This is a genomic window from Mycobacterium sp. NGS11 (assembly GCF_059813315.1).
The window spans coordinates 19,815-34,342 of sequence record NZ_JCALEJ010000038.1 but is presented as its reverse complement, the minus strand read 5'-3'; the positions used below and the strand labels follow the sequence as shown (position 1 = coordinate 34,342).

General features: G+C 61.4%; 12 protein-coding genes and 4 pseudogenes. 5 read left to right on the top strand and 11 right to left on the bottom strand.

Annotated elements, in window-relative coordinates:
* The 8 genes and pseudogenes from AC5Y4T_RS25020 to AC5Y4T_RS24985 form a co-directional block, all read right to left on the bottom strand.
* Positions 1-610 (bottom strand): annotated as a pseudogene (locus tag AC5Y4T_RS25020) (transposase); the annotation flags it as partial.
* Positions 611-617: 7 nt separating this feature from the next.
* Positions 618-800: pseudogene (locus AC5Y4T_RS25015) on the bottom strand (hypothetical protein); the annotation flags it as partial.
* A gap of 529 nt (positions 801-1,329) precedes the next feature.
* Complete coding sequence (locus AC5Y4T_RS25010; RefSeq protein WP_072501196.1) at positions 1,330-1,782, bottom strand: SRPBCC family protein; 453 nt, start codon at positions 1,780-1,782, stop codon at positions 1,330-1,332.
* Between the two features lie 570 nt (positions 1,783-2,352).
* Positions 2,353-3,226: pseudogene (locus tag AC5Y4T_RS25005) on the bottom strand (metal-dependent hydrolase).
* Positions 3,227-3,425: 199 nt separating this feature from the next.
* Positions 3,426-3,943, bottom strand: a pseudogene (locus tag AC5Y4T_RS25000) (IS21 family transposase); the annotation flags it as partial.
* 410 nt (positions 3,944-4,353) lie between these two features.
* Positions 4,354-4,932, bottom strand: coding sequence for a carboxymuconolactone decarboxylase family protein (locus AC5Y4T_RS24995; protein WP_069953670.1), 579 nt, complete (start codon positions 4,930-4,932; stop codon positions 4,354-4,356).
* Between the two features lie 35 nt (positions 4,933-4,967).
* Positions 4,968-6,068, bottom strand: a complete 1,101-nt coding sequence (locus AC5Y4T_RS24990) for a zinc-dependent alcohol dehydrogenase (RefSeq protein ID WP_499955989.1) — start codon at positions 6,066-6,068, stop codon at positions 4,968-4,970.
* Entirely contained in the window at positions 6,065-7,558 is a 1,494-nt protein-coding gene (locus tag AC5Y4T_RS24985; RefSeq protein WP_072501199.1) for an acetyl-CoA acetyltransferase, read from the bottom strand. The genes AC5Y4T_RS24990 and AC5Y4T_RS24985 overlap by 4 nt, the downstream gene beginning before the upstream one ends.
* Before the next feature lie 51 nt (positions 7,559-7,609).
* Here AC5Y4T_RS24985 and AC5Y4T_RS24980 point away from each other — a divergent pair, with 51 nt between their 5' ends.
* The 4 genes from AC5Y4T_RS24980 (at position 7,610) to AC5Y4T_RS24965 (ending at position 10,365) form a co-directional block, all read left to right on the top strand.
* On the top strand, positions 7,610-8,296 hold the full coding sequence (locus AC5Y4T_RS24980; RefSeq protein ID WP_095763931.1) for a TetR/AcrR family transcriptional regulator: 687 nt from the start codon (positions 7,610-7,612) through the stop codon (positions 8,294-8,296).
* A gap of 45 nt (positions 8,297-8,341) precedes the next feature.
* On the top strand, positions 8,342-8,779 hold the full coding sequence (locus AC5Y4T_RS24975) for a PaaI family thioesterase (protein ID WP_069953671.1): 438 nt from the start codon (positions 8,342-8,344) through the stop codon (positions 8,777-8,779).
* Positions 8,779-9,690: an alpha/beta fold hydrolase gene (locus AC5Y4T_RS24970; RefSeq protein ID WP_069953672.1), complete on the top strand. Its 912-nt coding sequence runs from the start codon at positions 8,779-8,781 to the stop codon at positions 9,688-9,690. Before AC5Y4T_RS24975 ends, AC5Y4T_RS24970 begins: the two co-directional genes overlap by 1 nt.
* Positions 9,691-9,783: 93 nt before the next feature.
* Positions 9,784-10,365: a TetR/AcrR family transcriptional regulator gene (locus tag AC5Y4T_RS24965; protein WP_173662749.1), complete on the top strand. Its 582-nt coding sequence runs from the start codon at positions 9,784-9,786 to the stop codon at positions 10,363-10,365.
* 87 nt (positions 10,366-10,452) lie between these two features.
* Here the strand turns inward: AC5Y4T_RS24965 and AC5Y4T_RS24960 are convergent, their stop codons facing one another.
* The 3 genes from AC5Y4T_RS24960 to AC5Y4T_RS24950 are packed head-to-tail and all read right to left on the bottom strand — an operon-like array spanning position 10,453 to position 13,387.
* Entirely contained in the window at positions 10,453-11,652 is a 1,200-nt protein-coding gene (locus AC5Y4T_RS24960; RefSeq protein WP_069953674.1) for an NAD(P)/FAD-dependent oxidoreductase, read from the bottom strand.
* Entirely contained in the window at positions 11,649-13,037 is a 1,389-nt protein-coding gene (locus AC5Y4T_RS24955; protein ID WP_072501200.1) for a cytochrome P450, read from the bottom strand. Before AC5Y4T_RS24955 ends, AC5Y4T_RS24960 begins: the two co-directional genes overlap by 4 nt.
* A gap of 29 nt (positions 13,038-13,066) precedes the next feature.
* Complete coding sequence (locus AC5Y4T_RS24950) at positions 13,067-13,387, bottom strand: 2Fe-2S iron-sulfur cluster-binding protein (protein WP_072501201.1); 321 nt, start codon at positions 13,385-13,387, stop codon at positions 13,067-13,069.
* A gap of 113 nt (positions 13,388-13,500) precedes the next feature.
* Between AC5Y4T_RS24950 and AC5Y4T_RS24945 the strand changes: the two genes are divergently transcribed.
* Positions 13,501-14,505 (top strand): helix-turn-helix domain-containing protein, encoded by a 1,005-nt coding sequence (locus AC5Y4T_RS24945; protein ID WP_499955985.1) that lies wholly within the window; start codon positions 13,501-13,503, stop codon positions 14,503-14,505.
* Positions 14,506-14,528: the final 23 nt, after the last annotated feature.

Below are 14,528 nucleotides of genomic sequence, written 5' to 3'. Positions count from 1 at the left end.
GCCGGGTCGTCCCAGTCGATCACGGGTTTGCCCGCATTGTCATAGTCGTGGGCGCTGCAGTGGTGGGCCACCACGCCAGCCGCGCCTGGCACCTCACGGCGCACCCGGCGGATTGCCCCGATCAGCTGGTCACGGTGTCTTGGGTGGCCACCGCGTCCTCAAGCACGGTGGAATCCAACGCCCGACGCGTCTTACCGGCCAACACCCCCGTCGCTGCCACCACGGCCTTGACCGCCTCAAAGATCCGGTTAGGCCGATCCGAGGCCGCCAACCGGCGCCGCCAGTACGTCAGCGTGGTGGCATGAAACGCCCCCGCACTGACCGGCAACCCGCAGGCCGCTTTCCAGCGCAAATCAAACATGACGGCATCCACCGTCTCGCTATCAGAAAGCCCGTGTAAGGCCTGCAACGTGATCACCGTGGCCATCACGTCGGCTGGCACACTGGGCCGCCCCGGGCCCGTCGGGAACAGATCGGCGAACATCTCGTCTGGGAACAACGCTTGCCGATGCCCGGCCAAGAAAGCAAATACACTGCCCGCCTTCACAAGATGCCCAGCAACCGCCTCCGCATCCAGCAATTCCCGCTGACTATCCGAATGACCTTGCACCCCAAAATCATCGCCGACCACGCCGCCAACAACCCAACCGCCACGCCGATTTATTCAGTGCACTCATATCGCTAGTCTTAACTATAATGCTCCACGGCGACGCTCCGATATAGAGCCTCGCCTGTCCGGTCTCATCAAGGTATGAAACGGCGATCTCGGCATTACCCCGGCTGAGTACCTCGTAAGTGGATGTCCTTGGGTTTGCCTAACATGCGCGCCATGTTGGCCAATGGCGACTGTGTCGGTTCGGCCGAGTGCTCCACTGCCACATCTTTTTGGGGTAAGTACATAGGATCCCGCAGCGGCCCAGAGGCCAATGATCAACACCCAGACCCACCCGTGCCGGCGCACCAAAAAATCGGTTGACCAATTCGACACCAGTGAGCGGACCGCACGATCAGTACTTTCACTTCACGGCGTCCGACGCCGCGGCGTTTTGGCGGCCGCCCGCGTATCCACTAAAAAAGTTCTCACCTCCAAGCCCTATTAACCGTATCCCCGGTAATTCACAAGTCGTTTACTCCGCGGGCGAGTTAAACTCGAATTGAGGAACCTAAATGTTAACTTTTGGCGTCCAGCGAACATTAATTGGGGCTTGCGCTTTCCGATCAAGCGGACCAACTAGCGCCCGGTGTGGCCGTTGCAATTACGGTTGCTTCGGCACGACTAGGATGGCCGAAAACTCACGGTTGTATACCGTCGATCGACAGGAAATCTCTTCAGCAGGAAGCACTTAAGCACCGTCGACGAAGAGTCCGTACACTAGAGCGGATACCCGAACCAAGTAGCGGCTCTATAGCGCGTTGGATAACTTTGCCGGTTAGTCCTCCTGGAAAAGTGTAGCCGACCGTTATGTCGACGTGAGTGAGTTCAGGCTCTATCCGCGTCAAGGTGGAGGTACATGATGCTTTAATCTCGTTGTTTGTGAAAAGTTCCACGGTGAAGAGTTTGTTTGGCTGCCACTCGCTGATCCGGCCTATTCCGGTCATCCCAATGGGACCGATCTTGCCGTTTCCTCTAAATTCGGTGCCGAGGCCAATAGATTGATCCCCGACCGGCTCAACGCTATGCAAGCCAAACACCCAATCCGGCATCCATCGGAAGTCAGTAACGTAGTCGAATACCACCTCAGGTGGTAGCTTTATGGTGTTAGATGCCGATATGGTTGTCATACGGCGCCTGCCGAGTGATATGACTGCGCGATATGCGGGCAAACCACACAGTCTCTGCGGTTTGGGTAAACACAGACCCGTGAGAGTGCAAGGGGCATCCTTAAGCGATAGAAACTTGATATGCAAGCATCAGCATCGTAGTCGTTTACTAAGTTATACGCTATTCGACACCTCCGGAGATTGCCTTGGGGTAAGGTGCCGGAGCCGGTAATATTGGGCGGCGAGATGTTTTGGTCGTGAAACGCAGGCTGTCATCGATCGGTAAAACTGGGTCCATCGCGTTGGAAGTAGCCCAGCGCGAAATCGGCGAAAGGGCCAGTTCCTTGACATCCGCGCCAGTACGAAAGGCGACCGCTGTGCGGAATATCTGCTCATTTCTCTCCATCAGGGGCGGTTATCCTGCATTTATTCCCACTTGGTATTCAGAAGACAATGACCGGGATCACGGATGAATGCGGTGAGTAGCCGGAGCCGGTAGTTGGCGAAGTCCGGAAGCCGCGTGCGGGTTTGGCGTTCTTGATTTCGGCTGCTTGGGACTCCCGCAGCTCCATTGTTACTCGCGTTAGGTAGTTACTTGAGGTAGCCGATAAGGGTTCCTTCGGTGCCGAAGAGTTCTGCTTGCCATCGCTCCAGTAATGCACTTGTGTCGATGTCATCGGGATGGAACCCGGTCCGCTGGTAGATGCGCAGCTCAGGGATAATTCCCCGTAACAGTGGTCCGCGGTAGAGCCGGTAGGTTCCCGCACCAGTCGCATGGACCCCCGGCGACGCGCGTCGGGGTCTTTGGACCCCGAGTACGCCAACACCCCTCTCATCAGCAGTAAAAGCAGGGGAATCATCACCGCCATGACACGCTGGCGCACCTTCTCGGTGCCGCCCACCGTTTGGAACACATCGAACGCTACCGACTTGTGCTCCAACTCCTCGATCGCATGCCACTTCAGGAGGTTCCATACCTCCGCATCGCCGTGAATCGCGTTGAAGTCATCGTCGGCGAGGATCTTCTCGGCACGGATGGCCGTGAAATGCTCGGCAGCTGCGGTAAAAGCGAGCGGGATCCGCGGAGGTAGAAACTCCTCAACGCGTTTCACCCAATAAATGAATTTCTCCGAATCCCACCACGCGATCGGGTAGCCCATCGCAACAAGCTTGTCGTTCAAGCTCGGTGCTGCTGCCCGTGCACCGATTCCCGACCGATGAACCCCGCTACCCGCTTTCTCAACACCGGGTCGGTGATCTGATCGGCGAACCGGCGCACCGACCGGATAAACAACTCCTCACCTGGCGGGAACGACCCCGAAAGGTTCGCCCACATGTGACTGAATACGAGGTCATCGTCGAAAAAATACTTGTTCTCCTGACCGAAGGGGAACCGTATCAGCCGCGTCTTAGGGTATCGTTCTACTGCCGGGGCCTCCGCAACACCCACTCCACCGGAACCCATGCCGCTATCAGCCATGATCAGCGCCCTTCCTCGGACATCTGGTATCCGGTACTGATAGTATCGCACCGAGACTAACGGATCCAGAAGGCGACTTGACTGACCGGAAAATACTCAAGGTGAGTGGGCAGTCCGAAGGCTACCCGCGGAGCTCGCGGAGCCGGGTCATGTTGTGGCGGGGTGTATTTGGTGTGTTAGCGGTTTCAGCAATCAATGCTAGCGTGGTCGCCGCGCGCTGGTCGCTGGCGAAGCGGACGAACCGCCAGCGAGAGAACGCCAGCACTGCGCAGAACAGAAACAATCTTGGTTCGCCTTGGGCCCAGTCGATGACCAGATATTCTCTTGGCGACCACACCGCCGGGCGGCGGCCACGGTGATTCTGGCTGTGCCAGAACGCTTTGCATCGGCAACCAGACGTCGGAAGTTCCGGTCAGAACCCTCGTAGCCGGCTGCCACGGCGATCGGCAACGACCGCTTGGCCGAGATCCGGCCCTGCGATTTCTCGACGCGTTCGGCGACCAGATCCGCAAGCTCACCGCACTTGTGGCTGCGTTCGGCCCGCGGTGGCGGCGGCACGCCAGCCTGGTCGGCTTCGAACTTGTCCACGACCTTCTTGACGGTCCTGGGGGTGGTACTGCTGCAGTGCTCGGCGGCGGCTCGCTAGGACCCGAGCTGTTGATAGGCAGAAATGATGTCCATACGGTCCCTCACAGACTTCAATGGAACTCCCCGGTGGTGGCGGCGATTGGTTGGCGCCTTCACCGTCGCCATGGGGGCTCGCAGTTCCTGATCGACACGACGAACACGGGATGGATGCCACTAGTGGGTACTTTTTCATGGCCACGGACAGATCTTGCCGGTTACAACGAATTGATTCTGCACACCGCTGCGCGGGGCGTTGCCGGCGAAGGGCGACCAGCCGACGAAGACAACCGCCATCAACCCAGGCGACGCGCCGGTTGCTCAACGTAGGCGACGCGCCGGTTGCTCAACGCAGGCTACTGGATATTGCCGGAGCGAAATGCACGCGGGCTGCGCGCTAGGAGGGGACTTGTCCGCCTACGACACGGGTCATGGTCTTGCGATTGGGGCGCTGACCGCTTCGGTCAAGCATCGGCCCACGTTTTCGCTCAATCGCCACGTCGAGGAGCTCGCCCATCGGGCGGCCAGCCGTCGGTACCGGATTCAAGCGGAATATTCAGGGATCGAAGCAGGATCGAAAAGAGCCGCCAATTGGCGATCGCTCCGACAAGTTCGACCAAAATCGCGTGATCGCCATTGAATGCCTTCTGGCACGCGGCCCAGTTTTCCTCGGAGATGACCCCGTCCCGTACCACATCATCGGTCGCTGCGAGGACCGCACGCTCGACTGGCCCGAGGTTTTCGGAATTCTGCCAGTCGCGCACCGCGAGGAGGTCTTGCTCAGACACGCCGAGAAGTGTGGCGATTCGCCAATGTTGAGTCCATTCGTATTCGGAGCCAGTGATCCAGCCGATGCGCAAGATGACCAGCTCGCGTAGCCGCGCGTCAAGGGAACCGCGGAAGAGTAACGCGTCCAGCAGCCCATACAGCGCAACCGCCACACGCGGCTGATGAAGTGCCACGCGGAATACCGACAGTTCTGCCAACTCTTCGGGCAACCCACATTCGGCAGCTCGCAGCTGGGCCTGCTCACGGTCGAGCATCGGTACGCGTTCCGCCATGGTCACGGGTGGCCCTCTCTGTTGAACCTCTGCCCACGCCGTTAGGGCGTCGGCAAAAAGACGTTGTGCAGCGCCCCACTTGATCGGGCACTTTCATCTGCAAGCGAAGTGAGCAGCTGCGCGAGCCCAGCGAATCCGGTTGATTCTCTGGTGATCCGGTCGAACGGCCAGCGCCCCGTGGCGAGAATCTCGAGGGCTGCCCGGTAGGCGGGATACTCCACGCCGAGTGCGCCTACGACGTGTAATTCTTTATAGACCAACAAGTCTGGTTCAAACCGGGGCGCGCCGCCTCCTCCGCGGGTGCCGGCCACCACAACTGTGCCGCCGGGCCTGGCAAGGCCGACGGCATCGGCGAACGCGGAGGGTGCTTTAGCGGTGACGTCGACGACCACGTCGGCAAGCCGTCCGCCTGTCTCACGCTGGAGCGCGGCCGCTGCATCGTCCTGCGATACATCGATGGGCAGGTCGACACCGAATGATTTGGCTATGGCCAGTCGTTGTTCGTCGCGTGGGCCGACGCCGGTCATCGCGACGAACGCGGCTCCCGCCTCTTTGGCCGCCACCGCCGCACAGATTCCGCGGATGCCGGGCCCCAGGATCGCTACGACGTCCCCGGCCTTGGTGTCGGGAAGAGTCGCCCCCCATTGGATACCGGCCCCGAGAGGGTTGAACAACGTGGCGAGAGCGGGGTCCATGTCGTCGGCAATCGGGAGCAGCATCGCGTCCCACGGAAGCTCCACATGGGTGGCGTATCCGCCCCATAAGCCCGCGCCGATCTCCACGTCGACGAACCCGAACATGGTGGCGATACCGTTCACCGCGCACCGCCGGTATTCGCCACGGCGGCACTCGGGGCAGTCTCGGCAGGACCGGAACACCTCAACGGCCACGCGCTGGCCGGCTTGTACACCCCAGCGTTGGCCGGCCGCAGCGCCGACATGTTCGACGATGCCGACGATTTCGTGCCCTGGAACGAATGAGAAGCCGGCAGGCAGGTGTCCGGTGAATTGTTCGTGATCTGTTCCGCACAGACCGCATGCTTCAACTCGCAGGATCGCACCCCGGTCGCCGACGTCGGGGATGGTCATCTGCCGCCGCTGCAGACTCCGCGGTCCGGTCAGCACCATCGCCTCGGCGATCATGGAAGCTCGAATCCGGTGAACGACCCTGTGTCTCGGAGGCACACCGTTTTACCTACGTACATTTCCGCGCCCATCGCCTCGGCGATCTGCGGATCGTCGCTGCGTGCGACGACTCTTCGCCCGTCGTACAGGTGCGCGATGATCGGAGTCCATCGAGGTTGCCCGTCTCGGTCGTAGACGACGGTGTATCCGTCCACTGTCGCGCAACCGGTCGCCTCGTCGACGCCTGCGACACCCAACCTCGATGAATCGATCTGAGCTTGCTCGACTGCCGTGTCGAGCAGTCGCCACCCGGTTGGTGGCGGGGTGGCCGACCAAAGACCGACCGAATGCTTCGTCGAATACCACCCGAGGCCGGTGACGAGTCCGACATCGGTTGGGTCGCGTCTACACCGTCGGACCATCTCAACGATCGAGTGGCTGACGTAATTGTTTCCGGGACCGCCGTGATACGGCAGGCCTCCGGTTACTGTGAGGCCTCTGTCGTCGAGGGGGTCCAAGTCGAGAGCCTCGGCAGCCATCTCAATTGCCGACGGGAAGCAGGAGTAGAGGTCGAACCACCGGATGTCGTCGATGGTCAACCGGCCCGCATTGAGAGCCTTCCTTGCTGCTACCTCGATACCCGATGAGCGGCTGAGGTCCGGCCGTTCCACGGGGAAGTACACGTCGTTGCAAGTCGCTGCTGACCAGGGAAAGACCCAACGATCGCGCGCGACGCCCAATTCGTCCGCCACCTCGGCCGCCATGAGAATGAAGGCGGCAGCCATGTCGACGGACATGATGCTGTTGAGCAGCTTGGGATAGGGCAAGCAGACCATGCGGTTTTCCGCGGTGACTTCACTGAGTTCGGTGGCACTTCGTGAACGTGGGAACCAGGCCTGTTGGGGATGGCGTGCCGCCTCGGCTGTGAACGGTGCCATCAGCGTGCCCAGCCACTCCCGTTGAGCATCGAAGTCGCGGCCGTGGCGCGCGGCGATCGCGGACTCGAAGATGGGATACACCTCGTGCGGCCAACTCAGACCCACCGACAATTCGGCTTGGCTCAGCCCTGGGCGAGCGTCGCCCAGGGATTCGTCGCTGGAGCGGGGCGGAGGCGGCGAGTCGAGAAGTGCCCTGCCCTGAAGCTTGCGCGCGGAATGCCCGCTCTCCGCCCCGACGACCAGGACGACATCTGCGCGGCCTTCGCCTATTTCGCCACCCAACACTTCGACGAGATACTGCGGGGTGTTTCCGCCGACCGGACAACTGATCCGGCGGGCGGGACTGATGCGCATCGCTTCGGCGATCCTGCTGGCGGGATTGTCGCGCGGTATGACCAGGATGCCGGGAGTCGCGACGGTGTCGATGCGCCGCTCGACCGCGCGACCTGCGTCTTTGACCGCGCGGCGTGCGGCCTCCACCGCCAAGTCGATCGGGTCCACGAAATCGTCCCCGCGATGGGTGACGTCGCCCACGCCGACGACCACCGGGGTACGCGCTTCTACCGACATCGGCATCGGCACCCGCTCAGGGCCAAGGGGCTGACTTGAGACATAACCGCGATGGTGTCATGTGCGTGGGCAAGTCACAATGGTGTGCGCTCGCGGCATACTGGCTGTGTGCCGACGAAGTTGTTGAGATGGGGCGCCGCCGCGCCGGCAGATCGTGGGTCCGCTCGCGACCGGTTGCTCGATGCTGCCGAGCGGTGCCTCGAGAGTTGCGGTGTGGTGGGCACGACCATGGAGGACATCGGCAGAACAGCGGGTGTGTCCAGGGCGACGGTATATCGCTACTTCCCCAGTCGGGAGGCGGTGATGTCGGGCGTCATCATTCGCGCCGCCGAGCGCTATCTCGACCGCATCAGCCCGCGGATCGCGGCGCACGCCGACCTGGGCTCCGCGCTCGTCGATTTCGTGGAATACACGGTTGAGGCCGCGCGCCGCGAAGAGATCATCGGATTGTTGTTCGGCAGCGACGAGGAACTCGCCGGCGTGGGTCTCGCGGCGGGGACCTCGACGTCCCTCTTCGAAATCGTCACCGAATTTCTGCGTCCCATCTTCACCAGACACTGGAGTTGCGTGGAACCGGGCGTCTCCGTCGACGACGCCGCCGAGTGGGTTGTCCGCACGATACTGAGCCTGCTGACTGTTCGTGGGCCGCGGGAGCGCAGCCGTGACGGACTCCGGGCGTTTCTGTCGAGGTTTCTCCTTCCCGCGATCCTGGCGGGTGACCACGCTCGACCGATGTGACATCTATGGCGTAATGTCTCGACGGCAGATGAGGTAGGAGGGCCTGTGCAATTCGCCACGTTCAATGAACAGGTCGCTGAGCAGCTCAAGAGCGCAGCAGAAACCACGGGCGGGTTGGCCGGTTACCTCGGCTTCCGGCACACGGAATTCACCGCGGGACGGCTCGTTGCGGAGATGGACGCGCGCGATGACCTGAAGACGCCTTTCGGCAACTTGCATGGGGGCTGCTTATCGGCCATGGTCGACCACTGCCTCGGAGTGGTGTTTTATCCCGTGATTCCGATGGGATCTTGGGTCGCGACGACGGAGTTCAAACTGAATCTGCTTCGTCCGGTCTCCAGCGGCATCTGTGTGGCCACGGCTGAGATCATCTCGCTGGGCAGAACCAGCGGTGTGGCGCGGATCGACGTTTGCAACGACGGCAGAGCGGTGTGTGCGGCCCAGGGCACCGTAACCGTCGTCGCACCGAAGACGGACTCCTGATGCCTGCAAACAGAGCAGGTGATTCGTCGGCCCCTGTCGTCGAGCGCGTGCCCACGGCCGATGGGCTGTCGCTCGCGGCCGACCTCTACCGCTGTGACGCGCCCCGGGCGGTCGTGTTGCTCCTTCACGGCGGTGGTCAAAGCCGGCACGCCTGGGATCTCACCGCCCAACGCCTGCACCAGCGGGGATACACGGTGGTCGCGTATGACGCGAGGGGGCACGGTGACAGCGACTGGGACCCGGACGGACGCTATGACATGGACCGGCTGGGCTCCGACCTATTGGCCGTGCGCTCCTACGCCGGCACCGCCCGCCCAGTTGCCGCGATCGGCGCCTCTCTGGGCGGCTTGACCATTCTGGGCACACACTTACTCGCCCCGCCGGAACTATGGCAGGCCGTCGTTCTGGTTGACGTCACGCCGCGAATGGAGATGGACGGCGCCCGACGCGTCGTAGCGTTCATGTCGGCACACCCCGAAGGTTTCGACAGCCTAGCGTCGGCCGCTGAAGTGATTGCCGCCTACAACCCGCACCGCCCTCGCCCCGAAAGCCTCGACGGCCTCCGAAAAGTCCTCCAACGTCGCGAAGACGGTCGCTGGGCCTGGCGATGGGATCCAGCCTTCGTGACGTCGAATTTCCAGTTCCTGCAGGGTGATCCAGACGAGGGCGCTGAGTACTTCGAGATGATGAGCGCGTTCCTTCTCGATGGTGCGCGGCAGGTGTCCGCGCCAACGTTGCTGGTCCGGGGCCTGCTATCTGACATGGTCTCCGAAAAGACAGTTCAGCATTTCCTCACCGTCGTTCCGCACGCGCAAACCGTTGACGTGTCGGGCGCGGGCCACATGATTGCCGGCGACAACAACGACGCATTCTCGACGGCAGTCGTCGAATTCCTCGGCAGGACCATATGAACCCCCTGCAAGTCGGTTTACTGCCCTCGTAGGGCTGGCGCCTATCCTGCTCCTATGCCGACTGAACCAGTGCGTATGTCTTTCCGCCGGCATGTGCGCGAACAGGTTCTGAGGGCGACACGAGCACTCACCATCGAGAAGGGCTGGGATCAGGTCCGGATGAGCGAGGTTGCCGAATCGGTCGGCGTCTCCCGCCCGACGTTGTACAAAGAGTTCGGCGACAAACAGGGGCTCGGTGACGCGCTCGTGGTCTCAGAGGGCGAGCGCTTTGTAGAAGGCATTCGTGCCGTCCTTGCCGAACATGCGGGCGACGTGCAGGGCGGCATCACCGCAGCGGTGCAGTTCACCCTCTGCGAAGCAGAAGACAGCCCGCTCCTCAAGGCAGTTCTGACGTCCAACCCCTCGGCGAATGATCGCGGTGGCTCCTCGTCTACGGGGGTCCTCCCACTTCTGCCGACGTCGGCTTCCCTGCTTGCGCTCTGTTCCGGGGCCCTGATCACCTGGTTCAACGACCACTTCGCCGATCTCGACCCCGAAGACGTCGAGGACGTCGCAGATGTGCTGGTGCGACTGACAGTCAGTCACGTTGTACTCCCCACCGCGGACATCGCCACCACTGGTGAGCGGATCTCCCGCGTAGCACTCAGGTACCTGGGAGTTGTCCACAGTTTGTGACCAGCAAGCTTTTGCGACCTATTTACCTGAGCCGACGGCAGAGTCTGCGGAGTCCCGAGCGCATGGTTTTGCCGCCGTCGCAGGATGTCAGAGCGAGCCGGCGAGCAAATCTGAGCGGTCAACCCGACGTTGCTGGCCGATGGCCCGCTTACTGAACATGAAATCGCGAGGACGATTGACGCAGTCGGCGGCGATGAGTTGGCCCCCGCGGAAGTAGAAGCAGCTGAAGTCACGGTCACGCGACGGGTCACCACTGAGCAACACTTCGTCGTATCCGGCGTTGAGACCGGCAATCTGGAGTTTGAGATCGTACTGGTCGGACCAGAACCACGGAAGTGCAGCGATCGCGCTGTGCTTCCCGCAGATTGTCGCCGCAGCGACCTTGGCCTGCTCGCCGGCACTCGATACGGATTCCAAACGAATACGCGAGCCGTATCGAGCCATGGTGTGGCTGGTGCAGTCGCCGGCGGCCACGATGTCGGGATCGCTGGTGCGGGCCTGGTCGTCGATCACGATGCCGTTGTCAACGGATAATCCTGCGGCCGAGGCGAGCTCAGTGTTCGGCACCACACCGACGCCGATGATCACCAAGTCGGTGGGCACCGATTCACCGCCAGCCAGCACTACCTCCTGGACCTGACCGTTACCGGAAAAGGCTTCGACGAGGGCGTGTGTTCGGATCTCCACTCCCTCGCCGCGGTGGATCCGCGTGTAAAACGCGGAAACCTCCGGCGCGGTAACCCGTTCGAGTACACGCTCCGTTGCCTCGAGAACAGTGACGTTCATGCCGAGCGAACACAGCGAGGCCGCCGTTTCCAACCCGATGTAACCGCCACCCACAATCACGACCCTCCGACCCGATGCGGCGGCGGCACGGATCGACTCGACGTCTGCAGCGGTACGCAGGTAGTGAATTCCGGGAAGATCCACCCCAGGCGTGGGGAGTCGTCTGGCCCTTGCGCCGATGCACAACGCGAGCTTGGTGTACGTCAGCGTATCGCCGGTGCTCAGAGACACACGCTTGGCACTCCGGTCGACCGCCTCCACGGTCGCATTCAAGAGTCGAATGTTCTGCTTTTCGTAGAAATCAGCGCCGCGAATCAGGAGATCGTCGAGGCCGCTCTTGCCGGCCAGGTAGGCCTTCGACAGTGGAGGGCGGTGGTAGGGCAATCCCGCCTCGTCACCAATGAGGACGATCTCCCCGGACCACCCCTCCCGCCGGAGATTGCCTGCTAACTGCACTCCGGCGTGGCTGGCCCCGACAGTCACCGAACGCTCGGATGTCATGCACTCTGCTTGGGAGTGAGGCGAACCATCAGCTTGCTGATACCCCTGACGAAATTCGATTGCACATACTCGGGTTCGCCTACCACCTCGATGTTCTCAAAGCGAGGCAGCAATTCCTCCCACAGGATTCGCAGCTGCAACTCAGCGAGCCGGTTTCCCATGCACCTGTGCACGCCGAACCCGAACGAGATGTGATTGCGCGCGTTGCTCCTATCGATGATCAACTCATCGGCCCGCTCGAAGACACGCTCATCGCGGTTACCAGAGGCGTACCACATCACGACCTTGTCGCCCTTGCGGATGAACTGCCCGTTCAACATGATGTCTTTTTTCGCGACTCGGCGCATGTACGCCAACGGGGTCTGCCAGCGAATGATCTCGGATACCATGTTGGGAATCAGGCCAGGGTTCGCCTTCAACTTCTCGAACTGATCGGGGAACTGGTTCAAGGCGAGAACCCCTCCGCTCATCGAATTACGAGTCGTGTCGTTCCCCCCGACGATCAGCAGTACCAAATTCCCGAGGAATTCCATCGGGCGGTCGACGAGGTCCTTCGTGTCCTCGTTGGCCTGCAGCATCGAGATCAGATCGAAGCCCGGTTGCTCCCCGTTGGCCGTACGGGCCGCCCTGTCATGCCAGAGGGCGCTGAGCCCCTTTGCCATGTCGACCATGCCACGAAACACTCTGTCGTTGTCCGAAGGACCACCATTGGCTTGCTCCATGGAGGTGGCGAGGTCCGACCATTCCACGAGCTTGTGCCGCTGCTCGTACGGAAAGTCCAACAGGGTCGCGAGCATGCGCGCTGTCAGCTCGATGGAAACGTGCTGCACCCAATTGAACGGCTGATCCACCGGTAGATTGTCCAGCACTTCCTTGACACGCGACCGGATCAGCCCCTCCATCTCGCGCAAGTTCTTCGGCGCGACAACCCCCTGGACGGAAGCTCGCTGCACGTCGTGGCGCGGCGGATCCATCGCGATGAACATGGCGATGTCCATAAAGCGGGGCGGTCTCCCGATGATGATGAACGGCTCTGCGGAGAAGGCCTCGTGGTTCTTGTCGACGGCGATGATATCCGCGTGACGGGTCACCGACCAGAACGGGCCGAACGAACTGTTCGCCTGGTAATGCACCGGCGCCTCGTTGCGCACCCGTTCGAAGTAGGACTTCCAGCGGCCCTGGCGATAGAGGAACGGGTTGCTGAGATCGATGTCAGCGATATCAACGTCCTCGACCGGGGGAATAGGGGTCTCGGTGAAGATCTTCTTACCATTGGTTCCGGTTACCCACCGGCGTGTCTTGTCGTACACGTGTGCGCCGCGGATTCGCAGCTCCAGAGGCACGGCAGACTGGGCTTTGGCGGTCACTGCCGCGGGAATACTCATATTGTTTCCTCCAAATCCATGCCGTTGTTTCACATCTGGAACTCGGGCAGCTCGACCGTCAAGCCATCCCATGCCTCGGAGGCGGCCATCTGGCACGACAGCCTCGATGTCGGCTGACGCTCGGGGCTCATCGCCAGCATGTTCTCTTCGTTGGCGCCGCAAAGACCCACCGTGTCCGACCACTCGCGAGCGACGATCACGTGGCACGTTCCGCATGCGGCTTCCCCTCCACAATCACCGTCAATGCCGGGCACCGCGTTGTTGACCGCGATCTGCATCAACGACTGCCCTTCGGTCAAGGGGGCCTCGTACTTCTCGCCGTCATGAGAGACGAAGGTGACGACTGCCATGGTTAACTCTCCTCAATCTGGAACTCCTCTTAACTAGTGTTGTCGCGCGTGACCAGCGTCGCTAGGCTCGCGAGAGTCAAAGAGTTGTGTTTTTAGCTCACGCAAGGAGACACGTGAAACTCGACGACTCGGGTATGCCAGCGCTGGCTTTCCTGCAGATGCTGGACAGCGAGGCGCTGGGGCATGACGCAAGCAATGCGCTGCGCAGCCTCATGGTTCGCGACCACGTCACCGAGTCGATGTTGGTGGGGCGCGACGCGCAGGTCCCCCTACGGTGGTTCAGGGAGATATACCCCGATTTCGATTGTGATCAGGGAACCCGTCTGGGTTTCGCGTTCGCTGAACACGCCAAACTGACGTCCTTTGGGGCACTTAGTGTTCCCTTGGTCAGTGCGGGCTCGGTAGCCGAGGTTGTCGAGTTACTTGCTTATCTGCCGGTGATCACAACAGCCCTCAGCCCGTCGTTCCATTCGACTGAACGCGGCCTCACGATCGGGCTCACGGGTCTCACAGGTGACGAGGGCCTGAACTGCCTGGCCGTCACCTACGGTGGGCTGGCGCTGCTGCGTTTGCTCGATATGCTCGCGGGTGCCGTACCGAATATTGAACTGCATCTGAGTCATTCAGCGCCGGAGTCATGGGTTCTTCATGAAGAATCCTTGGCGGGTCGGATCTTCTTCGACGCCCCTAGCTCGTTCGTCCACGTTCCCGAAGCGACGCTCAAGGAGGTCTGTCGATTCTCCGATCCTGTTGTGTATCGGATTGCCGTCACCGATTTGCAGCGAACTCTCGATCAACGACGTGACACGTCGTTCTCCGAAAAAGTAAGAGACCTGCTGGAAAAAGATCCCGGACAAACGAACATTAGCCGGACGGCGGGCGAGCTGTCGATATCGCCGAGCACGCTGAAGCGGCGCCTCAGCGAAGAGGGGACCACCTTTCGCGAATTGCGTCAGTCCTTCTTGCGGGAGCGAGCAATTCTGCGACTTCTCGACAGATCGTTGTCTGTAAGCGAGATCGCGGCAGAACTCGGGTACGCGGACCTCACGAACTTCACACATGCCTTCAAACGGTGGACCGGTCGTTCACCGCGCCACTTCAGAAAAACGCGCGACTGAGGCCATAGATCCGCCCCGGCGTG